Origin of the sequence: Catenuloplanes niger (assembly GCF_031458255.1) — a bacterium.
Taxonomy (GTDB): Bacteria; Actinomycetota; Actinomycetes; order Mycobacteriales; family Micromonosporaceae; genus Catenuloplanes; species Catenuloplanes niger.
On the sequence record NZ_JAVDYC010000001.1, the window covers coordinates 287,094 to 311,842 of the forward strand.

Here is a 24,749-nt window from a genome sequence, read left to right on the forward strand (position 1 = left end):
CGACCCCACGTCGATACAGGTCCTAGCCGTTCGTACCGTCGACGCGGCTTTTCGGTCGTTGATGTACACCGTCCGGGTGACCCCGACGGCCCCACCTGCACCGAAGTCCACCGGCTCCGACTTGTCGGCGGATGTCGATGCGGGAAGACTGTCGCGGTGCGGGAGTACCAGGTGCTCGGTGGGCGATACCGGCTCGACGGTGAGGTCGGGCGCGGCGGCATGGCCGCGGTCTGGCGGGCCTACGACGAGGTGCTCGGCCGGCCCGTGGCCGTGAAGGTGCTGGCCGGGCCGTATGCGAGCGATCCACAGGCGCGGGTGCGCATCCGCGAGGAAGCGCGTGCGGCGGCCCGGCTGTCGCATCCGAACATCGCGCAGGTGCACGACTTCGGCGAGGTCACCGACGGCGACGAGGTCCTCCCGTTCGTGGTGATGGAACTGGTCAGCGGCGTGACGCTGGCCGCCCGGCTGCGCGCCGAGCCGCTGTCGCTCGACGAGGCGCTGCGCTGCTGCGCGGAGATCGCGGCCGCGCTGACCGCGGCCCACGAGGAAGGGCTGGTCCACCGCGACATCAAGCCGGCGAACGTGATGCTCACCCGGCAGGGCGCCAAGGTCGTCGACTTCGGCATCGCGGCCGCGGCCACGCCCGGCAGCGGCGGCGGGCCGGTCGAGGTGCCGGTCGGGACGCCGGGCTACATCGCGCCGGAGCGCCTGACCGGCGACGGCGTCTACCCGGCCACCGACGTGTACGCGCTGGGCGTGCTGCTCTACCTGCTGATCGCGGGCCGGGCGCCGTGGACGGCGGAGAGCATCACGGAGATGCTCGACGCGCACGTCTACACGGAACCGGACCCCCTGCCACCGCTGCCGCACGTGCCGCCCGCGGTGATCGCGCTCTGCGAGCGCTGCCTGCGAAAGGATCCGGCGGTACGGCCGACCGCGCGCGAGGCGGCGGTGGCGCTGGCGGAGGCGGCGGGCGTGCGGATCGTGACCGGCGGCCCGGGACCGGCCCTGGTGGACGAACCGTCCGTGTCGCTGAGGCCTCGGCCTGCGCTGGACCTGCCGTCCGTGCCGGACCCGTCGGCCGCGTCGGGTCTGTCAGCCGCCTCGGGTCTGTCAGCCGCCTCGGGTCTGTCAGCCGCGTCGGGCCTGTCAGCCGCGTCGGCCTCGTCGGCCGTGTCGGGTCTGTCGGCCGCGGCAGGTCGGCAAGGTGACTCGGATGACGCGTCCGGTCCGTCGGGCGCGCTGGGCCGGCACGGTGCGTGGGACCCGTCGGCCGCATCCGCCCAGCCGGGCTCGTCGGCCGCGTCGGGCCTGTCGGCCGCGTCGGGACAGGCAGGCGCGTCGGGACAGGCGGGCGCGTCCGGGCTCTCCGCCTCGTCGGACCGATCGGACGCGTTCGGTCCGTCGGCCGTGCCGGGCCGGCACGATGCGTCGAGTCCACCCGGCGCGCCAGAACAGCACCGCGCGTTCGACGTGTCGGGTGCACCGCCGGTGCCGGGCATGTCCGCCGCGCCGGATCAGCCGGTTCCGCCGGACGAGTCGACCACGTCCGGCGTGCCGGTCCGGTCACGCCCGACGGGCGCGCCGGCGGATGACCGCGCGGGTCCCGGCGCGGTGCCGGGCGGCCCGCCGGGTCGCCGCACACCGGCCCACCGCCGCACGCTCGCGATCGCCGCCGGCGCCCTCGCCCTGCTCGCCGCCGGTGGCCTGACCGCCGCGACGATCGGCGCCCGCGACGACGGCACCGACGTCACGCAGCCCGGCCCCTCGATCCCGCCCGGCATGACCGCCCCGCCCGGCACCGCCGGCGGCGCACCACCGCCCGGCACCGGCTCCGGCTCCGTGACCGGCGGCACTCCCGGCCCCGCGCAGGCCGGGCCGGGTGCGGTCCGGACCGGCTCGGCGCAGCCACCGGCCGGGCTCTCGCAGTCCTCCGGCACGGTCGTCGTGCCGAGCCGGGCCGCGCCGCCGGGCGCCGTCACCACCACCGGCGCGCCGCCGCCCCCGACCGCGGAGGAGCCGGCACCGGTACCGCAGCAGCGCACGTTCAGCTCGACCGGCGGGACCGTGGAGGCGACCTGCACCACCACGGACCAGGCCCGGCTGGTCACCTACGCCGCGGCCAAGCCGTACAAGGTGGACAGCGTCGACGCCGGTCCGGCCGTACCGGCGGAGATCGTCTTCCGGCACGGCAACCGGTACGTGACCATGGCCGTGACCTGCGCCGGTGGCGTGCCGTCCGCGGCGACCACGGAGGACTGACCGACCGGCTATACCGCTCGGTAGAGGAGCTTTTCCGCATTCCGGCCGACGAAACCGGCGCCCCGCCGCCCGTACCGTGATCTTCGATGTCGGCGAACACGGGGCGAGGAGCGGTGATGACGGAGCAGTTCACGGTCGGGAAGCGGCTGACGAGCTCGCTGCACAAGGTGCGCGGCATGGCGAACGGTCCGGTCGGCACCGGTGCGCTGCTGTGGTCGATCGCGGACGACCGGGAGGTCGCGCCGCTGCTGGACGCGTTCGACATCTCCGCGCGCGTCGTCTTCGCGGTGATGCGCACGCCCGGCCGGGTGTGGCGGGAGCCGGACACCGGCGCGATGTGGGATCCGGACGCGGAGCCGCGCACGGGACCGTTCGAGGGCGTGCCGGCCGTCCGGGACGAGACGACCGACCTGGTCATGTCCGTCTCCGTCGCCGCGGCCGAGGCGTTGCGCGGCGAGGTCGCGGACTCGCGCGTGCTGCTGCTGGCCGCGATGCTGGCGAACCCGGACTCGGAGGCGTCGGCGGTGATCCGCGACTGCGGCGAGGACCCGGCGCAGGTGCGCGCGGCCGCGCTGGCCGGTGCGGCGCCGGCACGCCCGGACCGGCTGGTGCCGGAGCTGCGGCCGGCCCGCGACGCGCTGCTCGGCCGGGTCCGCTACCGGGGTCGTGGCCTGCGCGACAGGCTGCTGCTCTCGGTGCTGGCCCGGCAGGTCAACCACGCGGACGAGCCGGTCTTCTGGGCCCGGCTGGAGGCGGACGAGCGCGCCCGAGAGCAGGGCCGGACGACCCGGACCGACGACCTGCTGCGGGCGCTGCTGGCCACGCACGAGGTGGTGCTGGCGTACCCGCATCTGGGCGTGCTCGGCAGGGACAAACGCGCCGGCGGGGACGCCCTGCTCGCCCAGGGCATAGATCATCAGCGGGTACGGTCGGTGGCGCCGGACGACCGGCCGGACGAGGTGCCGGTGAGCGTGCTCATCAAGCCGGGGCCGGACTTCCCGACGGACACCGGCGTGCTGCTCGACCGGCTGGCCGCGCATCCGGGCAACCGGTCGGCCCGGATCCTCGGCTCGCTCGGCTACCGGTCAGAGGTCTAGCACCAGGCGGGGGCCGGCCGCGCGCGAGACGCACAGCATCATGCAGGCGTTCGCGGCCCTCTCCCGGGCGGTCAGCACGTGGTCGCGGTGGTCGACCTCGCCGGCCAGGACCGTCGTCTCGCAGCTGCCGCAGATGCCCTCCTCGCAGTCGCGGAGCACGTCGACGCCGGCCTCGGTGACGACGTCGAGCGCGCTGCGGCCGGCGGGCACGGCCAGGTCGAGCCCGGAGCGTTCCAGCCGCAGCGTGAACGCGCCGGGCTCGGCCGCGTCCGCGTCGTCCGGGGCCCGGAAGTACTCGGCGCGCAGCCGCTCGCCCTGGCCCCGGGCGTCGAGCGCGTCCCGGACGGCCTCGATCAGCGTGCCGGGGCCGCAGACGTAGACCAGGCCCGGGCCGTCCAGGAGCCCGTCGATCGGCGGCCGGCCGGAGACGGCCGTCTCGTGGACGGTCGCGCGCGGACCGAGCGCCCGGATCCGTTCCAGGAACGGCATCCGGGCGGCGGTCCGTCCGATGTAGGCGAGGCGCCAGGCCCGGCCCTCGGCCGCCAGCCGTTCGGCCATCGGCAGCAGCGGGGTGATGCCGACGCCGCCGGCGATCAGCACGTACCCGTCGGCCCGCTCGAGCTCGAAGTGGTTCTTGACGCCGCGGATCGTGACCCGGTCGCCCGGCCGCAGCGCGCGGTGCACCCAGTCGGACCCGCCGCGGCCGCCGGGTTCGTGGCGCACCGCCACGGTCAGCGACGTGGCGTCCGGCGTGCCGCACAGCGAGTACTGCCGGACCGTACCGTCGTTGATGATCAGGTCGACGTGGGCGCCGGGTGTCCAGGCGGGCAGCCCGGCGCCGGTGAGCTCGACCGTCAGCACGTCCTCCGCCTCGAGGACCAGGCCGCGCACCGTGAGTTCGCGCACCGCGGGCTCGCGCCGGCCCGGTGGACCGGCGTCCTCCAGCGGATGGTCGACCAGCGTCACCGGCTCCCCCTTCACGCGGACCCAATATCCCTCGAATTGGATACAACAACTCTAGCTATGGATACCGCTATTGGCCAGGGGGTCGGGGGCCGGCCGCCGCCGAACGCCGGGGCGGCCACCGCGCCCGCGCCGCCGGCCGGGACGTACGCGTATGCGGGAGGTTCAACCGGCCATGGTGACGTGCCCGGCGCGCGGATGTACTCGACGGTGTGCGGAACAATCTCATGCGACTCCTGAACGGCCTGGTCGACCCGCTGCTCGACCCGCTCGGCGACCTTCCGGCCGGCGCGCACGTCGTGCAGCTCGCCTGCGGCACCGGCGGGCTCGCCCTCGCCCTCGCGCAGCGCCGGCCCGACCTGCGGATCACCGCGATCGACATCGACCCGGTCGCGCTCACCACCGGCCGGGCGGACGCGGCGCGCCTGGGGCTGACCGTCGACTTCCGCGAGATGTCGATGGCCGCGCTCGCGCTCGACGACGGCAGCGCGGACGCGATCATCTCCCGGATGGGGCTGTTCCTGCCCGGCACGGCACCGTTCGGCGCGGCGGCCCGGGAGGCCGCGCGCGTCCTGCGTCGCGGCGGCGTCCTGAGCGCGGCGGCCTGGCCCGGGCCGGACGACAGCCCGTACACCCGGTTCGGCACCGCGGTCCTGCGCCGCTTCCGGCCGGTGCCGAACTTCGCCGCACCGTTCGCCGAGGCCGGCCGGCCCGGGGCGCTCGAGGGCCACCTGACCGCCGCCGGGTTCCGGGACGTGGCGGCGACCCGGTTCCACTGGGACACCGAGTATCCCGACTTCGACGCGTGGTGGGCGTTCGTCGCCGAGTTCGGCCCGCTCGCGCCCCTGTTCGCCGCCGTCGACACGGCCGACGCCCGGGCCGCGACGGCGGAGGAAGTCCGTCCGTACCGCACGGCCGCCGGCGGCTATCGCCTGCCCGCCGCCGCACACCTCCTCACCGCCCACCGCTGACCCGGCACGCGGCGCGGCCCCACGGGACGGTCCGGCTACCGGTCGCCGCGGAGGTAGCGGGTGATCATGTCGACGAGTTCGGTCTCGACGGTGTCGACCGGGATGCCGCGGGGGTCGGCCATCAGCTTGTGGGTGTTCATCTCGACGGTGAACAGGATCAGCTCGGCGGCGGTGGTGAGGTCGCGCACCCCGACGTCCGGGTGGCGGCCGAGCAGGTCGCGGATCTGGGCGGTGCGGGTCTCGCCGTGCCGGTTGATCGCGTCGAGCAGGTCCGGCGAGAACGGCGCCTGCTCGATCATGATGCGGAGCAGCTGCGGGTCGTCGCTGTGGTTGTCGATCGCGTCCCGGACCATCGCGTGCACCATCGCGCGCAGGCTGCCCGGCGCCAGGTCGACCCGGTCCGCCTGGGTCCAGGTGCCGCGGTCGATGTGCCGGACCAGCAGCTGGGCCAGGATCGCGTCCTTGTTCGGGAAGTACTGGTACAGCGAGCCGATCGAGATACGGGCGCGCTCGGCGATCCGGTTCGTGGTGCCGGCGGCGTAGCCGTACTCGGTGAAAACGTGAGCAGCCGCGGTCAGGATGCGCTCGCGGGTGAGCTCCGCGCGCACCTGCCGGGGCTCGCGACGTGGCTGAAGACGGCGGGCGGCGGGCGGCATCCGGGTGTCCTTCCGAGGCGGCAAAAGCGAGTAGCCAGAGACCTGAGCTATTGTTCACAATAGTGCGGTGAGCTGGGAAAACAAGACATGATGCCCAAGGTGCACACCCCCGGGGCCCGGAAGATGATCACACTGGAGGTGCGCCGCCGGGAGTTCCTCTCGCCGAGTTTCGCGAGCGTCACGCTCGGCGGCCCGGACGTGCGGGACCTGGTGCCGGCCGGCAACGACCAGGCCGTCCGGCTGTTCTTCCCGCGGGCCGGGCAGACCGGCCTGCGCATGCCGACGCTGTCGAGCGAGGCGTGGATGGCCCAGGTGCTGCTGATGCCGAAATCGGTGCGGCCCTGGGTGCGGAACCTGACGATCCGCCGGGTACGGCCGGCGGACGACGAGGTCGACATCGAGTTCGCGGTGCACGGCGACTCGCCGATGTCGGACTGGGTGCGCCGCGCCGGGCCGGGCAGCCCGGCCGGGATCTTCGACATCGGCACCGTGTATCACCGGCCGGCGCACACGGCGGCACAGTTGCTGGTCGGCGACGAGACCGCGCTGCCGGCGATCCTGTCCATCCTGGACGGCACACCGCCCGGGCTGCCGACCGAGGTGTTCCTCGAGGTGCCGTCCCGGGACGACGTGCGGGACGTCGGCGCGCACTGGTGCAGCCGCGACGACCCGGGCCTGCGCCCCGGCGAGCTGGTGCTGGACGCGCTCCGGCGGGCCGAGCTGCCGGCCGGCCGGTTCTACACCTGGGTCGCCGGCGAATCCCAGCTGGCCACGTCGGTGCGGCGGCATCTGGTGAACGACCGCGGCGTACCCAAGCAGGACATCTCGTTCGTCGGCTACTGGCGTCTGGGCCGGTCCGCTCCCGGCTGAGAGGAACTCTCGTGCGACAGACTCATTTCCGCCGGCTGACGACCGTGGACGAGGTCGAGTCCGCCGTCGGCCGCGCCCCGGCCGTGATCATGCTGAAGCAGATCGGCGCGCTCGACGAGGGCTGCCGGACCGTCCTGGCCCGCAGCCCGGTCGCGGCGTTCGGCTACCGCGACGCCGACGGCGTCGGCCGGACCACGTTCGTCGGGGGTACGCCCGGGTTCGCCCGCGTGCACTCCCCCACGCGCATCTCGTTCGCCGCGCCGGACGTACCCCCGGGCCCGGTGTCGTTGTTCTTCCTGCTGCCGGGCGTCGGCGAGGTGCTGCGCGTCAACGGCACGATGTCCGGCCGTGCGGTCCGGGTCGACGAGGCCTACGTCCACTGCGCGCAGGCCGTGCTGCGGTCCCGGCTGTGGCAGCCGCCCGCCCCCGCACCGCCGGCCGACCCGGTTCCGGGTCCGGACGACGGACCGCTGCATCGGCCGGGCGTCGCCGAGTTCCTGGCCGCGGCACCGTTCCTCGCGCTGTCCACCTGGGACGGTGCCGGCGGCAGCGACACCAGCCCGCGCGGCGACCGGGAGACGGTCGCGCGGATCCTCGACGGGCGCACGCTGGCGATCCCGGACCGGAAGGGCAACCGGCGCGCGGACACGCTGCACAACCTGCTGCGCGACGACCGGCTGGCGTTCGCCGCGCTGGTGCCGGGCCGCACCGGTGTGCTGCACGTCAGCGGCCGGGGCACGATCACGGACGACCCGGCGCTGCTGGAGACGATGGCGCTGCGCGGCACGCCCCCGCACGCGGCGCTGCTGATCGACGTCGAGCACGCCGAGGTGCGCGGCAACGACGCGGTCACCCGGTCCCGGATGTGGCACGCCGGCACCCACCTCGGTCGGGACGCGGCGCCGGACCTGATGGTCCTGGCCGGCCGGCACCTCGCGGCGAACACCCGCGGCGGATTCCTGCTGCGCGCGGTCGGCGCGATCCCGGGCATCGGCCGGCTGCTGCGGCCGCTGGTGAACCGCGCCTACCGGTCCGGGCTGCGCAACGAGGGGTACGCGGACGTCACCACCGCCTCGGTCACCGGCGCACCGGTCACGGACCCGCTGCGGGAGGTGCGGATCGCCGAGATCCGCCGGGAGACGCCGAGCGCGGTCACGCTGGTGCTGGAGGATCCCGGCGGCACGTTCGAGTTCCGGCCCGGTCAGTTCTTCACGCTGGTCGCCGACGTCGGCGGGCGGCCGGTGCGACGCGCCTACTCGGCCTCGTCCGCGCCCGGCTCGTCCCGGCTGGAGGTCACGGTCAAGCACGTCGACGGCGGCCGGTTCTCCGGGCACGCGCACCGCGGCCTGCGCGCCGGGGACCGGATCTCGGTGCTCGGCCCGTCCGGCACGTTCCACCTGCCCGACCCGCCGCCGGAGGAGATCGTGCTGATCGCGGCCGGCAGCGGGGTGACGCCGATGATGAGCATGATCCGGGCGTACCGTGGCCGGGTCTCGCTGCTCTACAGCAGCCGCACCGAGGAGGAGATCATCTTCGGGGCGGAGCTGTCCGCGGCCGGCCACGTGTCCGTCACGCACGTCCTGACCGGCCGGGACGGGCGGCTCGACGCGCACGGCGTACACCGGTGGGTCTCCGGCCGGTCCGTGTCCCCGGACGCGCACTACTTCGTCTGCGGGCCGGACGCGCTGATGGACACCGTCCGGAGCGTCCTGTCCGGACTCGGGGTCCCGGCGACGCACGTGCACCAGGAGCGCTACACCAGCGCCCCGGACGCCGCCACCGGCTCGTCCGTCCCACAGCGGATGACCGTGTGGGAGCACGGGCACCCGATCGGTACGGCGGTGGTCGAACCCGGGCAGACGCTGCTCGACGCCGGGCTCGCCGCCGGCCTGCCGATGCCCTACTCGTGCACGATCGGCACCTGCGGCGACTGCCTGGTCCGCCTCCGCACCGGCGAGGTCACCACGACCGACCCGAACGACCTGACCCGCCCGGGGTACGTGCTGGCGTGCCGGAGCTGCCCGCTGTCCCCGGTCACGGTGGACGTAGCGGAGCCCTGATCACCACCGCCGGCCGAGGCCGGGCCCGCCACCGCGCCGGAGCCGGATCAGGGCCGCCCGTCCCTGCACGCGGCTCACCTGCGCGGCGGTCAGCCGGCGGGCCTCCCACAGCAGCGCGGCCGCCTCGGCCGCACCCGGATGGACCCGCCGGCCGGCGCCGGTCACGTCGACGCCGGTCAGCACGCCGAGGTCCGCGGCCGCCATCCCCAGGACCGCGGCGAACCCGGCCACCAGGTCCGGCGTCAGCGCCTTCCGGCCACGGCCGATCACGCCGATCGTGGCCGCCGACAGCGGTCCGGCGCCGCCCAGGCCGTAGAGGCACCTGGTCGCGCCGGACCAGTCCAGGTTCCGGTTGTGCAGCAGACGCACTACCAGGCCGCCGGCGCCGTCCGGATACCGGTGGTACACCGGCGTCGGCCGCGGATCCGGCGGCCGCGGCCGCTGCGGCAGCGCCCGGACGAACGCACGCTACTCCGGGACGGCGTCCGGCAGGTACGTCAGCGTCCACGCGAGCCCGCCGACGTGCCCGGCCGCGCCCGGATCCAGCGGCGCGAGGTCGTCCGGCACCGGCCGACCGGCGATGATGAACAGGTCACTGCGGTGCAACCCGAGCACCGGCGCGAGCCGCCGCAGCACCGCCGGATCCGGCGCGTCCACGGTCTCGCCCACCGGCCCGCCGGCACGGTCCGCGAACACCTCCGGTCCGATCCCCCGCGCCGCCATCAGCCGCCGCAACGCACTCTCCGCCTCCACCGCGCCACCCTACGACCCGCGCCCGCCGCGCCGCGGTCGATGGTGTGGTGCCCCGGCTCCCCCCGGGCCGGGGCACCACGATGCCGGTCGCGGGCCGCGGCCGGCCGGTGACCGCGACGCGGCGAGGAGTGGACGACGTCGGGTGCCGGCCGGTGGGCCGGCCCGGCACGGTGCCGGGACCGGGTCAGGTCTCCGGGTCGGTGGCACACGTGAACATGCTGCTCATCGGCGTGCGTGCCCGCCGTGTCCGGCGGACGGGCCGGACCGGTGCGGGCGGGTACGCGGCACGGCCGGCGTGCGGGCCGGCGCGGCCGCGCCCGAGTGCGCGGAACGCGGCCGTCAGCAGTGCCCCGATGACGGCCGCCGTCGTGCGTGACGCGTCGCCGGCCCGTGCCGGCTCGACCGGTGATCTCCGAAGGCTCACCTGGACCCCTTTCGCGGTACGACGCCGGGTTGCCCGGATGGGACGAGCCAAACCGACGCGGCCGTCACCGGGAAGGGGCCCGGCCCGCATCCGTACGGATCCCGTACAGCCGCGCCCGGCCGTACCCACAGGTCAGCGGCATGGCGGCTGGTAGGCGACGCCGGGTGCGTAGCGGGTCCACTCGTCCTCGCTGATCGGGTGCCCGGCGGTCGCGCAGACCCGGTCCGCGACCCGTGCCGGGTCGATGTCCCACAGCCGGGTCAGCCGGTCGCTGCCGGCGCCGGCGAGGACCCGGCCGTCCGGGCTGAACGCGACCGCGTAGACGGCGTTGGCGGACCGGGACAGCACGGCGACCGGTGCCGGTGCCGCGTGGTCGGCGAGGTCCCACAGCCACACGGTGCCGTCGGTCGCGGCGACGGCGAGCCGGCCGCCGTCCGGGTGGAAGGCCACGAAGTAGGCGTAACTGGACGGGCCGGACAGCGGCGGCCCGGCCGGGACGGGAGCGGCCGGGACGGTGACGTCGAACAACCGGACCGTGCTGTCCGCACTGGACACGGCCAGGAACCTGCCGTCCGGGCGGAACGCCACACCGTAGGTGTATCCGGCGAACCCGGTCAGCGTGCCGATCGGTGCGGGCCCGCCGCCCGCCGTGACCCGCCACAGCCGTGCGACGTTGTCGGTGCCGGTCGACGCCAGGGTGGTGCTGTCGGGGCTGAACGCGACCGTCAGCACGATGGTGGTGCCCAGGTCCCGGCTGCCGAGGAGGCGGCCGGTGGTGTCCCACAGCGACAGCCGGTGGTCGTCGCCGCCCGCCGCGAACAGGCGGCCGTCCGGGCTGAACGCCACCGACTGCACCAGCGCCGAGCCGGCGGTGACGGTGCGCCCGAGGGCCGGACGGTCCGGACGCCGCAGGTCCCAGAACTGGATCCGCCCGGTCCGGGTGCCGATCGCGATGGTCCGGCCGTCCGGGGCGAAGGCCAGGGTCCCGCTGAACCGGTCACCGGTCGGTGAGCGCAGCGGCGCGCCCAGCGGCACCGGGCTCGGCCGGCTCATGTCCCAGAACCGGACCGTCTCGTCGCGGCTGGCCACCGCGAGCGTGCGACCGTCCGCGCTGTACACGGCGTTGAACACCGCGTCGGTCGGGCCGGCGAGCAGCGGGCCGGGGTGCGCCGCCCAGACGCGTACCGTGCCGTCGGTGCTGCTGGTGGCGAGGCTGCCGCCGTCCGGGCTGAGGGCCACGCCGGTGACCGGTGCCGGCTGCGGCAGCACGGCCGTGACCTGACCGGTGCCGGCGTCCCAGGTGGTGACCGTGTTGTCCGAGCTGCCACCGATCACCGTCCGCCCGTCCCGGCTGAACGTGACCGCGTTGATCCAGCTCGCCGGCCCGGTCAGCGGAGCGCCGCGCACCCGTGGCCGCCGGGGGTCGGAGACGTCGGCCAGCCGGACCGTCTTGTCCGCGTTCCCGGCGGCCAGCGTGGTGCCGTCCGGGCTGAACGCGACCGCGAACATCTTGCCGTCGACGCCCTCGACGGCCGTGGGCAGCGCGGCCGGCCGCCGCGGATCGCGGGTGTCCCACAGTCGCACCGCACCGTTCGCCCCGCCGGCGGCCAGCAGCGAGCCGTCCGGCGCGAACGCGAGCGAGTGCGTCGCTGAGCCGGCCGCGATCTCCGGCAGGGCGGCCGGCGGGCCGGTGACCGTGGTGTCCCACCGCCGGATCCGGCCGTCGATGCCGGCGGCGGCGAGCACGCCGTGGCGGTCGAACGCCAGCGCGTAGACGGTGCCGGCCGGCCCGGTCAGCGGCGGGAGCGCGACCGGCCGACGCGGGTCGCGCACGTCCCACAGCAGGATCCGCCCGCTCGCGCCGGCGGCCGCCAGCAGCCGCCCGCCGGCGTTGAACGCCAGTCCGAAGATGTCCTGGTCGACGCCGGGCAGCGGTGTGCCGTCCAGGACCGGGGCGGGCCGGCCGAGCGGCCAGAGCCGGACGGTGTTGCCGGTCCCGGCCGCGGCCAGCAGCCCGCCGTCCGCGCTGAAGGCGACCGCCTGCACGGCACCGTCCAGCGGGGCCAGCCGGGTGGACGGCACCAGGTTCGACGAGTCGAGCAGGCTGGAGCGTGCCTCCAGGGTCGGCGCGATCCGGTAGGCGGCCAGGCTCAGCTGCATCGCCAGCGACACGTCGGTGTCGCGGAGCTTGTCGGCCCGGCCCGCGATCAGCCGGGAGACCGCCTCGTTGCGCTCGCGGAGCGCCACCCGCCGCTGCCCGTCGGCCTCGGCGCGCAGTTGCAGCGCGGCGCCGGCCAGCGTCACGGTCAGCACCACCAGGGCGGTGAGCACGGCGACGAGCTGCGTCACGCGCCGCGCGCGACGGCGGGAGTGCCGCACGCTCGCCTGGAGGAACTCGGCCGCCTGCGCGGTGAGATCACCGTCGGCGGACGCCGCCCACGCCTGGGCCGCGGCCAGCCTGGTGCCTCCGTAGAGCAGCGCCCGGTCGTGGCCGTCGTCCTTCCACGCCGCCGCGGCCAGGTGCAGCTGCCGGGCGACCAGCAGCCCGGCCCGGTCGCTGTCGAGCCAGCCGCGCAGCCGCGACCACGCCGTGACCAGCGCCTCGTGGCTGAGCTCGATCGTGTCCGCGCCGGTGGTGATCAGTCGTTGCGCGACGTACCGGTCGAGCACCGTCATGATCTCCACGCCGGTGCCGCGGCCGAGCTCCGTCAGTTCCGCCCAGGTGATGCGCTGCCGGGTGTCGGCCGTGCCGGGCGAGACGTGCACCAGACGCAGGAACAGGCGTCGCGCCAGCACCCGCTGCGCCGCCGTCAACGACTCGTAGATCGACTCCGCGGTCTCGGTCACCGCACCGGAGATGCCGCCGATCTGCCGGTAGACCTCGACGCTCATCCGGCCGCCGCTGCGCTGCCAGGTCGCCAGCAGCGCGTGCGACAGCAGCGGCAGCGAGTTGGAGCCCGGGCTGAGGTCGCGCAGCAGCACCTCGACGAGCCCCTCGTCGACGTGGGCGCCGGCCCGGCGCGCCGGCGCCGTGATCACCTCACGGAGCTCGGCGGGCGTCATCGGACCGACCGTCAGCTGATGGCCACCGGCGGCCGCCAGCAACGCCGGGAAGCGCAGCGCCTGCGCGTAGAAGTCGGCGCGCAACCCGATGACGACCACCGCGCGCCGCGGCCCCTCGGCCAGGGCGAGCAGCCGGTCGACGAACCGCTGCCGGACGTCCTCGCCGAGGCTGTCGGCGAACAACTCCTCGAACTGGTCGACGACGACCAGCAGCCGGCGGCCGGGCGGCGCGGCGCGGGCCGCGGCCAGCAGCGACATCGGGTCGGCGCCCGGCGTGCCCAGCACGATCTCCCAGTCCGGCTCGCCACCGAGGCCGCCGGACTCCACCCGCGGCGAGACACCGGCGCGCAGCAACGACGACTTCCCGGCGCCGGACACGCCGACGACCAGTTCCACGCCGCCGGTGCCGGCCATCGCGGCCAGCCTGCCCAGCAGCGTCTCGATCAGGGCTTCCCGGCCGAAGTACCAGGCGGCGTCCTCGGACTGGTAGGCGCTCAGTCCCCGGTACGGTTCCGGCCCGGTCGCCCGCCGGCCGCTCGCGCGGGCCCGCCGCCAGCCGGCCAGCCACGGGCCCGACTGCGCGTCGCCCTCGACACCGCAGGCGGCCAGCACCCTGACGAACAGGTCCAGTGACGACGGTGACGGCAGCCCGCGGCCGGCGAACCAGTCGCCCACCGTGCTGTGCGAACCGAACGCCTGCGCCCGGTCGGCCACCTCGCGCACGGTGAGCGGCTTGCGCAGCCGCAGTGCGGTCAGCTCGCGGCCGAAGGAACGGCGGTCCTGGATCGCGTCGGGATTCGGCTCGTGAGCTGACATCCGGTGACTCCGCTGCGACAGGGGGCGAAACACCGACAGTAGTCCGCGCGACCGCACGGAGTTGTCGCCTAGGCGACCGGCGGCCGGGCCGACGCGACGCCGGCACCGGGCGCTCCACCGGTCCCGGGCCCGCCGTGCCGGAGCCGCCGTGCCGGAGCCGTCAGGTGTCGGCGATCGCGGTGCGCTCGCCGGCGAAGACCGTGAGGTGCCGGCCGGCCGGGCGCAGGATCAGCCGCTGGTGTTCGTCGGCGCCGAGGTCGGCGCGCACGCGCAGGCCGTGGCCGGCGAGGTGCCGGGCGATCTCCGGCGGGTCGAGGGCGGTGCGCCAGGCCAGCCGCCGGGACCAGCCGGCGTGGCGCGGGTCGTCGCGGACGTCACGCGGCAGGTAGGTCAGCACGAGCCGGCTGCCGGGCGGCAGGCCACCCGCGTACCGGAGCAGGTTGTCGGTCGCGGCGGCCGGCAGGTACATCAGGACCGCCTCGCAGAGCACCAGCGTCGGCAGCGTACGGCCGGCGCCGGCCCGTGCCAGCACGTCGTCCAGCCGGTCCGTGGTCAGGTCGACCGGCGCGTACCGGACGTGGCCGGGTGGCTCGGTAAGCACCCGCGCCAGCGCCGCCCGCTTCCCGGCCTGCACCGCGGGCAGGTCGAGTTCCCACACGCGGGCTGCGGACATCTCCGGCATCCGGTACGGCCGGGTGTCCATCCCCGCACCGACGATCACCACCTGCCGGACGCCACCGGCCAGCGCGTCCCGGCAGGCGTCGTCGATCGCCCGGGTCCGGCACACGACCGCGCCGTAGAAGCCGGGACCGGCCCGGTCCAGCGCGCGCAGGAACGCCCCGCGCAGCACCCGGTTCGCCACCATGACCGCGGTCCATCCGGTGAGCAGCCGCCCGGCGAGCGGATCGTCGAACAGCGGCCGTTCGGCGTGCTGCTCCAGCGCCCGCATCACGCCGGCGCCGGCGGCCGTCCTCTTCGCTCCGTCCGCTGCCACGACAGACCTCCCGACCGGGAGCATATCGACACTCACGGATTCCATGTGCGTCGATCACCGGTCGCGGTGCTCAGAAGTCGTCCGGGGTACGGATGCGGTCGCGGATCCAGGCGCCGGCCGGCTTGAGGCGGGACGTGCCGGAGAAGGCGCCGGACGCGCAGGTGCCCGGGGTGAACACGGCACCGGAACGCATGTCGTCGGAGTAGTTCCAGTTCACCCAGCTGATCTTCTGCTGGGCCATCAGGTCGAGGTACCGCTGGGCACGGCCGAAGTCGTTCGGGCCGTCGCCTGAGGATTCCTGGGTGCCGAACTCGGTGACGAACAGCGGCAGGCGCGCGGCCGCGTCGCGGAACGTGGTCAGGTAGTAGTCGTCATGCGAGGCCGCGTAGAAGTGGAACGTGTACATGACGTTCGGGGCGGTGACCGGGTTGGCGAGGATGCGGTCGACGCCCCGGCCGTCGCCGGACGCGCCGAGCGAGGACCAGTCCTCCGTGCCGACCAGCACGACGCCGTCCGGGTCCTGCGCGCGGATGACCGGGATGACCTGGTCGGCGTAGGACTTGATGGTGTCCCAGTGGACGCCGTTCGGCTCGTTCGCGATCTCGTAGATGATGTTGTTCTTGGTCCCGTGGCGCGCCGCGACATGCCGGAAGAACGTCCTGGCACGGTCCAGGTTGTACATCGGGTCGCCGGGCGTGAGCATGTGCCAGTCGACGACGGCGTAGAGGCCGCGCGCGGTCGCCTTCTCGATGAAGTCGTCGACCCTGGCGGTGAAGCCGGCCGGGTCGGTCTCGTAGCCGTCCTCCTGGATGTACATGGAGATGCGCAGGACGTCGGCGTTCCACTCGGTCGCGAGCACGTCGAGCGACGCGTCGGTGACGCACTGGGCGTACCACTGGATGCCGTGCGTGCTCATGCCGCGCAGCTGGATCGGCTTGCCCCGGCCGTTGCACAGCTGCCGGCCGCAGACGGAGAGCCGGCCGTTGCGCGCGACCGGGGTGGCGGCCGGCGGCACGGTCGTCGGCGGCACAGTTGTCGGCGGCGGGACGGTGGGGGTGCCGCCGGCGCAGGGGGCGCCGTTGAGCGTGCAGCCGGCCGGCGTGCCCGGGCCGGTGCCGATGAAGCCGAACGTGGCGGACGCACCGGGGGCGATCGTGCCGTTGTGGCCGCGGTTCGTGACCACGACGTGCTGCCCTGCGGTGGTCAGCAGCCCGTCCCAGTACGATCCGACGCCGGTCCCGGCCGGCAGGTCGAACTCGACGCGCCAGGACGTGAGCGCGGCCGTCCCACCGTTGGTGATCGTGTACCTGCCCTCGAACCCGGTCCCCCAGTCGGAGACCTTGGCGAAGGTGGCGGTCGGCGCGGTGGCCGCGGATGCGGTGCCGTCGGCGAGGGTCATGCCGGCAGCAACGACTGCGGCGGCGACGAGTGTCGCCAGAAGGCCTGAGCGGCGCATGGACGTCCTCCAACGGATCGACGTCCAGTAATCATTAAGGGTTATTTACCGAAGTGTCAACGCCACGGCCGTGCCCTACGCGGGATCGATCCGCAGCGTGGTCGCCGCCGCCGTGCCGGTCACCATGGAATCGGCGCCCCGGCCGTACTTGGCCACGTACGCCGCGTCGACGTCCGCGCCCGGCCCGCCTCCGACGTCGTCGACGGTGACGTCCGCCTCCAGGCCGGGCACGCGGACCCGGGCCCGCCGCGAGCGCAGGACCTGGCCGTACCAGCCGGTGTCCCGCCGATACCAGGTCCGCACGAACACCTGGCCGCCCGCGCACACGACCCAGATCGGCACCCACCGCCGCGGATCGTCGTCGGACCGGCGCCGGACCGCGATCTCCAGCTCCACCGCCGCGTCGATGCGCCGCAGATCGTCCGCGGACCACTGTGCGGTCACGCCCGGCACCTCCTCGGCACGGCCGTCGAGGCCGGGTGCACCGTGCACCGCTCCCGGCACCCGGTCGAGCCGACGGACCCGGCCGGCACGATCGTACCGCCGGCCGGCGGTCCGGCGACGCGCGACGTTGGATCACGCCCACCCGGCGGACCCGGCCCGGCCGGGGGCCGCGACCGTCACGCGGGCGCGCGGTGGCCGTCGACCCTGACCCGGAACGACAGCGCGGGACCAGGGGTCGGGGTGACCTTGGTGGCCAGTTCGTAGTCCGGCGACTCCAGGCGCATGTCCAGGCGGTGGAACATCCGGGCCATGGTGACCAGCATCTGCACGTCGGCCAGCGTCTTGCCGAGGCAGACGTGCTGACCACGACCGTACGGCGAGTACGCCCCGGCCTGCAGGTGCTCGGCGCGGGGCTTCTCGTACCGGTCGATGTCGAACCGGTACGGGTCGGGGTAGAACTCCTCGAGGAAGTGCGGCACGGTGGTGCCGATGTAGAGCGTCTCGCCCGCCGCGATCCGGTGCCCCTGGAACGTGAAGTCGCGGGTGGCCGTGCGCATCTGCACGACCGCGGTCGGGTAGAGCCGCATCGTCTCCATCAGCGCGCCGCGGATCGCCGGGATGCCCCGCAGGTCACGCTCGGTCAGCGTCGGCTTCGCGAACAGCTCGTCGGCCTCCGCCCGTACCCGCTGATGCACGTCGGGGTGCTTGAGCACGGCGTAGACGAACGCGCCGATGGTGTTCGCCACCGTGTCCAGGCCGGCGACGTAGGGGCCGGTGACGCTGATCATGAGGTCGGAGTCCGGCATCGCGCGCGGGTTCTCCCGGTTCGCGCGGAGCAGGTCGTCGAGCAGGATCGCCGGTTTCGCGTCCGCGCCGGGCCGCGACCGATCCTCGATCATGACGCGGCTCAGCTCGGCGACGCGGGCCTTCGCCCGCCGGTAGCGCGGGTCGCGCAGCAGCAGGCGCGGGCGCTGCCGGGTGACCAGCACGTTCAGGATGTACATGGTGACGCGCCGGACGTCGTCGACGAACTCCGGGCGGGACGCGCCGGTCATCAGCTCGCCGAGCTGGTCCGTGACGAGCGCCTGCATCGAGCGCAGCACCGGCACGGTCGCACCCGGGCGCCAGGTGCGGTCGATGTTGCGGTCGGTGATCGCGACGACCTCGTCCAGCCGGCTCGCGATCGCCTCGCGGGAGTAGCCGCGGCGCATGATGTCGCGCAACTCCTTGTGCGCGTCACCGTCCTCACCGGACAGCGTGCGGGTCGCACCGTACTCCTCGACGAGCCCGTGCCAGAACTCCCGCGAGCGCAGGCACTCCCGCCCCTCCTTGGTGCCCATGAACTCGGCCGCCTCCGGCCCGGCGAGCACCGCGTGCTCCCGGCCGAGGATCCGCACCCGGAAGACCGGCCCGTGCTCGCGGTAGCGCTCCACGAAGAACCGCGCCGGATCCTTGCTCATCGGCAGCAGATTGCCCACCACGGGTAGGCCGCGCACGATCGGGGTCCGCACCACACTGTCCGTAGTCACGACCCCGAATCGTATCGACGTTTATGATCGTCTTCGACCCCGCTCGCAGGAGACGGGACAACACCCAAAAGACCTTTCAGCCGCGGTACGGGCGAGAGCAGCAGGATCACCGTGGGCAGCAGCAGCCCGGCCGCGCCGACGAACAGGCCGGTGCGCACGCCGAACGCGGTCGCGACGACGCCGGTCACGGCCGCGCCGAGCGGGATCGCGGCGTAGCTCGCCAGCCGCATCACCGCGTTGACCCGGCCGAGCAGGTGCGGCGGCGCCACGCCCTGCCGCAGCGTGACCGATCCGATCACGGAGATCGTCACGCCGAAGCCGGTGATCAGGTATGCCGCCGCGATCAGCGCACCGGCCGCGAGCGGCGAGGCGCCGGCGCCGGCGCCGGCGAGCGGGACCAGGACGGGCGCGGCGCAGCCGAGCGCGGTGCCGCCGGTGAACGTGGGCCCGAACCCGAACCGGCGCACCGCGCGCGGCGCGAGCACGGCCCCGGCCAGGCCGCCGAGGCTACCCGCGCCGATGCAGAGGCCGAGCGTGCCGGCGGTCAGGCCGAGCACGGTGAGCGCGTAGAGCGCGACCAGCGTCTCACCGAACTGGACGAAGAAGTTGTAGGTGAACGACTCCAAACAGATCGTCCGCAGGTACGGGTCCCGCGCCACCACCGCGACACCGTCGCGCACCTGCCGGGCCGGCGAGACCACCGCCCGCCGCGGCACCGCCGTGCCGTGCGGCGCCGCCGTGCCGGCCCGCGGTGTCGTGCCGGGCGGCGGGGTGTCCGGCGTGCGGATCGCCAGCAGTGTGCCGGCGGAGATCAGGTAGGAGGCCGCGTCGAGCAGCAGCGTGACCGGCGCGGTCAGCACCTGGACCAGCCCGCCGGCCAGGCCCGGGCCGGCGACGTCCGCGACCGAGGCGCTGACCGAGAGCCGGCTGTTGCCGTCGACGAGCTGGTCCCGGCCGGCGATCACCGGCAGGTAGGACAGGTAGGCGACGTCGAACACCACCGTGGCCGCGCCGATCAGCAGCAGGGCGACGGCCAGCCCGGTCAGGTGCAGCACGCCGGCGATCCCGGCGAGCGCGACGGCCGCGACGAGCGCGGCGCGCAGCAGGTTCGCGGCGATCATGGCGGGCCGGGGCGGGTGCCGGTCGACCCACAGCCCGGCCGGCAGCGTGAGGACCAGGAACGGCAGGAACTCCACGGCCCGCAGCAGGCCGAGCCGCGCCGGGTCCGCGCCGAGCGCGGTGATGGCCAGCACCGGCACCGCGAACGTGGTCACCTGACTGCCGACCATGGAGACCGACTGCCCGGCCCAGAACCACCGGAAGTCCCGATTCCGCCAGATCGTCATGTAACCCTCATTGCCCCGATGACAGTTACGTAACCATCCTACGAACGATGGTGGTTAACTGGCGGGGTGAGTACCGGCCGCACCGCCCCCGCCGCCGCACCCGGCCGGCTCGGGACGGTCCAGGACTTCCTGAACACGCTGCACGTCGAGCGGGGCACCGACCTGCTCGACGCGTCCGCCACCGCGTACGACTGGCTGCCCGGCGACGACCTGCCGGTCCCCGGCCCGCGGGCGCTGGACCGGCTGCGCGCGCTGCGCCGGGAACTGCGGGCCCGCTGCGGCGACGGCACCCCCGACGACGACCTGCTGGCCCGCCTCGCCGACCACGCCCCACTGCGCTTCGCCCCGGCACCGGACGGCACGATCCGCCTGGCCCCGGCCGAGGACGGCCACCGCGGCATCCTCGCCACGCTGCTCGCCATCGCCTACCAGGCACAGCGCGACGGCACCTGGTCCCGGCTCAAGGTCTGCCACCACGACGACTGCCGCTGGGTCTTCTACGACCACTCCCGCAGCCGCACCGCCACCTGGTGCGCCATGGGCATCTGCGGCAACCGCACCAAGGTCGCCGCCTACCGCCGCCGCCGGGCCGCCTCTTCCTGACACCTGCTCAGCCCCGCGACGATATCGGAGCCGGTTCCGCCCGGCGCCGGAGAACAACCACGCGACCCTCCGATCGCGGTACGGACCCGGGCGGAAGCTAGGCGAGTTCCGCGGTCACGCCGTAGTGGTCGGACAGGAATCCGGAGCGGCCGTGGGACAGCGGGACCGCCTCCTGGAGGACCAGGTCGGCGTGGCCGTGCAGGCCGCGGACCAGCACGTGGTCGAATGCGGGCGGTGTCGGCCACCGTGGGGTGGGCCGGTAGGTGGGGCGCGGGTCGCCGGCCAGGACGTCGTGCAGGCCGGTGGCGGACAGGAAGTCGCGCAACGCGGGCTTGCCGCGTGGCACGTTCAGGTCACCGGTCACGATCACCGGGCGGTCCGGGCCTGCCTCGGCGGCCAGCCAGGACGCCAGCCGGTCCAGTTCGGCTCGGTGCACGGCGGTGTATCGGTTGCCGGCGGACCAGTCGCCGTCCCGGTTCGCGGACAGGTGTGTGTTGACCACGAGCACGCCGTCGACCGTGGCGGCCTGGAAACCCTTCCGCATCAGCCACTCCGCCCGCGCCGGGCCGGTCGTCGGGTAGGGCACGAACCGGGGCGCCGTGACCGGCCGGCGGGACAGCAGCACCAGCCCGCCGCGGAGCAGCACCGGTCCGGTGTGGAACACGTGGCGGAAACCGCGGCGCAGCAGCGTCGCGTGCCGGCGGAACATGACCTCCTGCAGACACACCACGTCGTACGTGGAGCGTTCCAGCAGCGAGCCGAGCGCGGTCAGCCGCGCGGTCACGTCACCCCTGATCAGCGTGTTGAACGTCAGCAGTCGCATCGCCGCTCCCCGGCCGGCCGGTCATGATCCGCTCCGACGGTAACCGCCTTCCGCACGGACGCGGTTGCCGATGAGCAGCGCGACCGGCCAAATGATCAGGACGAGCGGGATGATCAGCAGGTACTCGACCATCGGGATCCGGGTGATCTCGTGGATCTCGCCGAGGCCGCGCCACGAGTAGACCGCGATCGCGGCGGCCGCGTAGACCCCGAGGATCCCCCAGCGGGTGCCGGAGCCCAGCCCCAGCCCGTGCATCTGGGTGATGACGAAGACGGCGAGGAAGCCGAACAGGAACATCGGCCACGCGCCGCCGGGGCCGGAGTTCATCACCGCGACCAGCGTGCCGTGCACCGCGACCAGCAGCTCCAGGCTGACCGTCCACCAGCGGTTCGCGTGCGCGGTGGTGAAGATCAGGCTGCTCTGGAGCAGCAGCAGGAACACGTAGAAGAAGCCGATCAGGTGGCCGCTGGTGACCTCCATCGGGTGGTACCAGAACGTGTAGACGACCGCCCAGCTGAACAGGTAACCGTGGTAGCGGCGGGCGAAGTCGACCACGGTGGCCGGGATCGGGGCGCGCCGGCCGGCGACCAGCCCGCGACGACGGTTCTCCATCAGCAGCACCACGACCAGCAGCAGTACGACCGAGCCCTGCGAGCTGAAGATCGACACGTCCTGCGCGAGCCCGTCGTAGAACAGGTGTGTCTGCACCAGGTGCAGCGCGACGAAACCGAGGTTGGCCGCGAGCGCGAGCACGTTGAACCGGGTGAGGCCCCGGCTGTACCGCCGCACCCGGGTCTGCGCCCACCGGATCAGCCCCCAGGACACGATCTGGTGCGCGGCGTAGCCGAGCCAGGCGGACAGCCGGGTCCACGCGGTCGGCTCGGGCAGCTGCCAGTAGTACCAGCTCGCGCCGGTGTCCGGCAGGAACGCGATCGGGCGCAGCCCCTGCCCGGCCAGCCAGACCAGCCCGGTCAGCAGTGCCACGGCCGGGACACCGATCAGCAGCGCGCGCTCACTTCGTAGCGCCGAGTCGTTGACCACGGGAGGGAGTATGCCGGATATTCAGTAAGCTGAACAATGGACGCCGTTCGATGGGAGCCATCATGGGCCGGTACCGGTTGCGGGTCAACGGCAGACGCAGGACCGTGGACGTCCCCGGCGACACGCCGCTGCTCTGGGCGCTGCGTGACGAGCTGGGCGTCACCGGCCCTCGCTACGGCTGCGGCGTCGGCGCGTGCGGCGCCTGCACGTCGCTGATCGACGGCGCCGCCGCCCGGCCCTGCGTGCGCACGGTCGCCGAGTCGCAGCACGCGGCGATCACCACGATCGAGGGGTTGTCCGAGCGCGGCGACCACCCGGTGCAGCGGGCCTGGCTGGAGCTGGACGTCGCGCAGTGCGGCTACTGCCAGCCCGGCCAGATCATGACCGTGGTCGCACTGCTCGCGAGCGTGCCCGACCCGACCGACGCCCAGGTGGACGCCGCGCTGCGGGACAACGTCTGCCGCTGCGGTACGTACCCGCGCATCCGGGCGGCCGTGCGCCGCGCCGCCGAACTCGCCCGGGAGGCATGATGGTCACCCGCCGCACCCTGCTCGGCGCCGCGCTGGTGGTCGCCGCGCCGCTGCCGTCCACCGGGTCGACGCTGAAACCCACGGTGTTCGTGCGCGTCGAGCCGGACGGGCGCGTCGTGGCCACCGTTCCCAAACCGGACAGCGGCCAGGGGGTACGCACCATGGCCGCGATCCTGGTCGCCGAGGAGCTCGCGGTCGAGGTCGCGGACGTCACGCTGGAACAGGCGCCCGGCGACACCGCCGCCTACGGCCCGCAGGGCGTGGCGAACTCGGCCTCCAGCCGCCAGCTCGCCGAGCCGCTGCGCACCGCGGCCGCGACCGCCCGCTGCCTGCTCGTCGCGGCCGCCGCCGCGCGCTGGCGGGTCCCCGCCACGGAGTGCACGGCCCGCCGTGGCCGCGTCGAGCACCCCCGCCGCGGCGCGCTGCCCTACCGCGCGCTGGTCCCGGACGCGGCCGCGCTCGACCCGGCCACGGTCCCGGTCACGCTGACCCCACCGGCGGCGTGGCGGCTGATCGGCCGCACCGGCGCCGGCCGCGCCGACGCGCGCGACATCGTCACCGGCCGGGCCCGCTACGGCACGGAGTCCGCACCGGCCGGCCGCCTGGTCGCGGTGGTCGCCCGGCCGCCGTGGATCGGCGCGACCGTGTCCACGGTGGACGACGCGGCCGCCCGGGCGGTCGACGGCGTGGTCACCGTGGTCCGGCTGACCGCGCCGGGCGACGGGCAGGGCGGGGTCGCGGTCGTGGCCCGGTCCACCGCCGCGGCACTGCGCGGACGTGAGGCGCTGCGGGTCACCTGGACCGGCGGCACCCCGGACGCGGACAGCCGCGCGTGGCTGTCCGACCTGGAGGCGGCCCTCCCACCCACGCCCCCGGCGGCCTCCGCCGCGCCGCGGGCCGGGGCGGGGGTGGGGGCGGGAGTGTCGCTGGAGCGGGTGTACCGGCTGCCGTTGCTGGCGCACGCGCCGATGGAGCCGGCGAACGCGACCGCGCACGTCACGGCCGACCGGCTGCGGGTGTGGGCGCCGGTCCAGGATCCCGGCTCGCTGCGCACCCAGCTGGCCCGCCAGTTCGGGCTGGCCGACGCGGCCGTCGAGGTGACCCCGACGCTGACCGGGGGCGCGTTCGGGCGGCGCATCGAACCGGACCCCGTCCTGGAGGCGATCGCCTGCTCGCGCGCGGCCGGCGCGCCGGTGACCGTGCGCTGGACGCGCGACGACGACACCCGGCACGACTCGTACCGCCCGATGTCCGTGCACCGGCTCACCGCCGAGCTGGACCCGGACGGGCTGCCCGTCTCCCGTACCCACGCGGTCGTGACCTGGCCGTTGACCGTGTTGCCGGTGTTCGGCACCCCCGCGTTCGTGAAGGCCAGCGGCGACCACTTCCCCTACGCGGTGCCCGGTGAGGTGACGGTGACGCTGCGGCCCGCGCCGCTGCGGACCGGGTTCTGGCGCGCGGTCTACGCGGGACAGTTCGGCTACGCGGAGGAGTGCTTCCTCAGCGAGATCGCCCGGCGCGGCGGCCACGACCAGGTCGCGCTGCGCCGCCGGCTGCTCCCGGCGGACTCGCGGCTGCACCGGGTGCTGGACGCGGCCGCCGCCCGCGACGGCTGGACCGACGGGCCCGGCCGCGGCGTCGCCTGCCACCTCGACTACGGGTCCGCGATCGCGGTCCTGGTCACCGCGGACCCGGCCACCCGGCGCGTACGGCGGGTCACCGCGGCCGTCGACGTCGGCATCCCGATCCACCCGTCCGGCGTGCGCGCGCAGGTCGAGGGCGGCATCCTGGACGCGCTCTCCACCGTGCTCGGCGCCCAGATCACGGTGCGCGACGGCGCGGTGGTGCAGTCGTCGTTCCGGGACTACACGTGGGCGCGGATCGGCGACTGCCCGGAGATCGACGTGGTGCTGGTGCCGTCCGAGGCGCCGATCGGCGGTCTCGGTGAGCTGGCCTACCCGCCGGCCGCGGCCGCGATCGCGTCCGCGCTGGCCGTGGACGGCGCGCCGGTCACCGGCATGCCGTACGGGGTGCCGGTGGGCTGACGC

21 protein-coding genes are annotated in these 24,749 nt (G+C 74.7%); 8 read left to right on the forward strand and 13 right to left on the reverse strand.

What is annotated here, in order from left to right; all coding sequences use genetic code 11:
* Positions 1-156 precede the first annotated feature (156 nt).
* Both J2S44_RS01280 and J2S44_RS01285 read left to right on the forward strand, forming a co-directional pair.
* Positions 157-2,262, forward strand: a complete 2,106-nt coding sequence (locus tag J2S44_RS01280; protein ID WP_374727793.1) for a serine/threonine-protein kinase — start codon at positions 157-159, stop codon at positions 2,260-2,262.
* Between the two features lie 116 nt (positions 2,263-2,378).
* Positions 2,379-3,359 (forward strand): Clp protease N-terminal domain-containing protein, encoded by a 981-nt coding sequence (locus J2S44_RS01285; protein WP_310408097.1) that lies wholly within the window; start codon positions 2,379-2,381, stop codon positions 3,357-3,359.
* Here the strand turns inward: J2S44_RS01285 and J2S44_RS01290 are convergent.
* Positions 3,348-4,340, reverse strand: a complete 993-nt coding sequence (locus tag J2S44_RS01290; protein ID WP_310408099.1) for a PDR/VanB family oxidoreductase — start codon at positions 4,338-4,340, stop codon at positions 3,348-3,350. The genes J2S44_RS01285 and J2S44_RS01290 overlap by 12 nt on opposite strands.
* Before the next feature lie 209 nt (positions 4,341-4,549).
* Between J2S44_RS01290 and J2S44_RS01295 the strand changes: the two genes are divergently transcribed.
* Positions 4,550-5,293, forward strand: coding sequence for a class I SAM-dependent methyltransferase (locus tag J2S44_RS01295; RefSeq protein WP_310408101.1), 744 nt, complete (start codon positions 4,550-4,552; stop codon positions 5,291-5,293).
* A 35-nt stretch (positions 5,294-5,328) separates the two neighbouring features.
* On the opposite strand, the gene J2S44_RS01300 is transcribed toward J2S44_RS01295, so the two are convergent.
* Entirely contained in the window at positions 5,329-5,949 is a 621-nt protein-coding gene (locus J2S44_RS01300) for a TetR/AcrR family transcriptional regulator (RefSeq protein ID WP_310408103.1), read from the reverse strand.
* A 99-nt stretch (positions 5,950-6,048) separates the two neighbouring features.
* On the opposite strand from J2S44_RS01300, the gene J2S44_RS01305 reads away from it, so the two are divergent.
* Positions 6,049-6,819 carry a siderophore-interacting protein gene (locus J2S44_RS01305; RefSeq protein WP_445343953.1) on the forward strand — a complete coding sequence of 257 codons (771 nt, stop codon included), beginning with the start codon at positions 6,049-6,051 and terminating at the stop codon, positions 6,817-6,819.
* Between the two features lie 11 nt (positions 6,820-6,830).
* Positions 6,831-8,879 (forward strand): 2Fe-2S iron-sulfur cluster-binding protein, encoded by a 2,049-nt coding sequence (locus J2S44_RS01310; protein ID WP_310408106.1) that lies wholly within the window; start codon positions 6,831-6,833, stop codon positions 8,877-8,879.
* Here J2S44_RS01310 and J2S44_RS01315 read toward each other — a convergent pair whose 3' ends face one another.
* The 9 genes from J2S44_RS01315 to J2S44_RS01355 form a co-directional block, all read right to left on the reverse strand.
* Positions 8,880-9,248, reverse strand: a complete 369-nt coding sequence (locus J2S44_RS01315) for a hypothetical protein (protein WP_310408108.1) — start codon at positions 9,246-9,248, stop codon at positions 8,880-8,882. It abuts the gene before it with no gap.
* A gap of 99 nt (positions 9,249-9,347) precedes the next feature.
* The gene (locus J2S44_RS01320; protein WP_310408110.1) at positions 9,348-9,632 is read right to left on the reverse strand and encodes a hypothetical protein; all 285 of its coding nucleotides are present in this window, start codon (positions 9,630-9,632) and stop codon (positions 9,348-9,350) included.
* 184 nt (positions 9,633-9,816) lie between these two features.
* Positions 9,817-10,056, reverse strand: coding sequence for a hypothetical protein (locus J2S44_RS01325; RefSeq protein WP_310408111.1), 240 nt, complete (start codon positions 10,054-10,056; stop codon positions 9,817-9,819).
* 132 nt (positions 10,057-10,188) lie between these two features.
* The gene (locus J2S44_RS01330) at positions 10,189-13,935 is read right to left on the reverse strand and encodes an nSTAND1 domain-containing NTPase (protein ID WP_310408114.1); all 3,747 of its coding nucleotides are present in this window, start codon (positions 13,933-13,935) and stop codon (positions 10,189-10,191) included.
* A gap of 160 nt (positions 13,936-14,095) precedes the next feature.
* The gene (locus tag J2S44_RS01335; protein ID WP_310408116.1) at positions 14,096-14,929 is read right to left on the reverse strand and encodes a class I SAM-dependent methyltransferase; all 834 of its coding nucleotides are present in this window, start codon (positions 14,927-14,929) and stop codon (positions 14,096-14,098) included.
* Between the two features lie 70 nt (positions 14,930-14,999).
* Positions 15,000-16,385, reverse strand: a complete 1,386-nt coding sequence (locus J2S44_RS01340) for a cellulase family glycosylhydrolase (protein ID WP_310408118.1) — start codon at positions 16,383-16,385, stop codon at positions 15,000-15,002.
* Between the two features lie 75 nt (positions 16,386-16,460).
* Positions 16,461-16,829 carry a DUF2255 family protein gene (locus J2S44_RS01345; RefSeq protein WP_310408120.1) on the reverse strand — a complete coding sequence of 123 codons (369 nt, stop codon included), beginning with the start codon at positions 16,827-16,829 and terminating at the stop codon, positions 16,461-16,463.
* 176 nt (positions 16,830-17,005) lie between these two features.
* Positions 17,006-18,358, reverse strand: a complete 1,353-nt coding sequence (locus J2S44_RS01350) for a cytochrome P450 (RefSeq protein WP_310408123.1) — start codon at positions 18,356-18,358, stop codon at positions 17,006-17,008.
* On the reverse strand, positions 18,355-19,704 hold the full coding sequence (locus J2S44_RS01355; protein WP_310408125.1) for an MFS transporter: 1,350 nt from the start codon (positions 19,702-19,704) through the stop codon (positions 18,355-18,357). The genes J2S44_RS01350 and J2S44_RS01355 overlap by 4 nt, the downstream gene beginning before the upstream one ends.
* Before the next feature lie 66 nt (positions 19,705-19,770).
* Between J2S44_RS01355 and J2S44_RS01360 the strand changes: the two genes are divergently transcribed.
* A complete protein-coding gene (locus J2S44_RS01360) occupies positions 19,771-20,307 on the forward strand; it encodes a CGNR zinc finger domain-containing protein (protein WP_310408127.1) in 537 nt (178 codons plus the stop codon).
* Positions 20,308-20,404: 97 nt separating this feature from the next.
* On the opposite strand, the gene J2S44_RS01365 is transcribed toward J2S44_RS01360, so the two are convergent.
* Both J2S44_RS01365 and J2S44_RS01370 read right to left on the reverse strand, forming a co-directional pair.
* On the reverse strand, positions 20,405-21,130 hold the full coding sequence (locus J2S44_RS01365) for an endonuclease/exonuclease/phosphatase family protein (protein WP_310408129.1): 726 nt from the start codon (positions 21,128-21,130) through the stop codon (positions 20,405-20,407).
* A gap of 21 nt (positions 21,131-21,151) precedes the next feature.
* On the reverse strand, positions 21,152-22,171 hold the full coding sequence (locus J2S44_RS01370) for a hypothetical protein (protein WP_310408132.1): 1,020 nt from the start codon (positions 22,169-22,171) through the stop codon (positions 21,152-21,154).
* Positions 22,172-22,221: 50 nt separating this feature from the next.
* Between J2S44_RS01370 and J2S44_RS01375 the strand changes: the two genes are divergently transcribed.
* Positions 22,222-22,701, forward strand: coding sequence for a (2Fe-2S)-binding protein (locus J2S44_RS01375; protein ID WP_310408134.1), 480 nt, complete (start codon positions 22,222-22,224; stop codon positions 22,699-22,701).
* Positions 22,698-24,746, forward strand: a complete 2,049-nt coding sequence (locus J2S44_RS01380) for a xanthine dehydrogenase family protein molybdopterin-binding subunit (protein ID WP_310408136.1) — start codon at positions 22,698-22,700, stop codon at positions 24,744-24,746. Before J2S44_RS01375 ends, J2S44_RS01380 begins: the two co-directional genes overlap by 4 nt.
* Positions 24,747-24,749 lie beyond the last annotated feature (3 nt).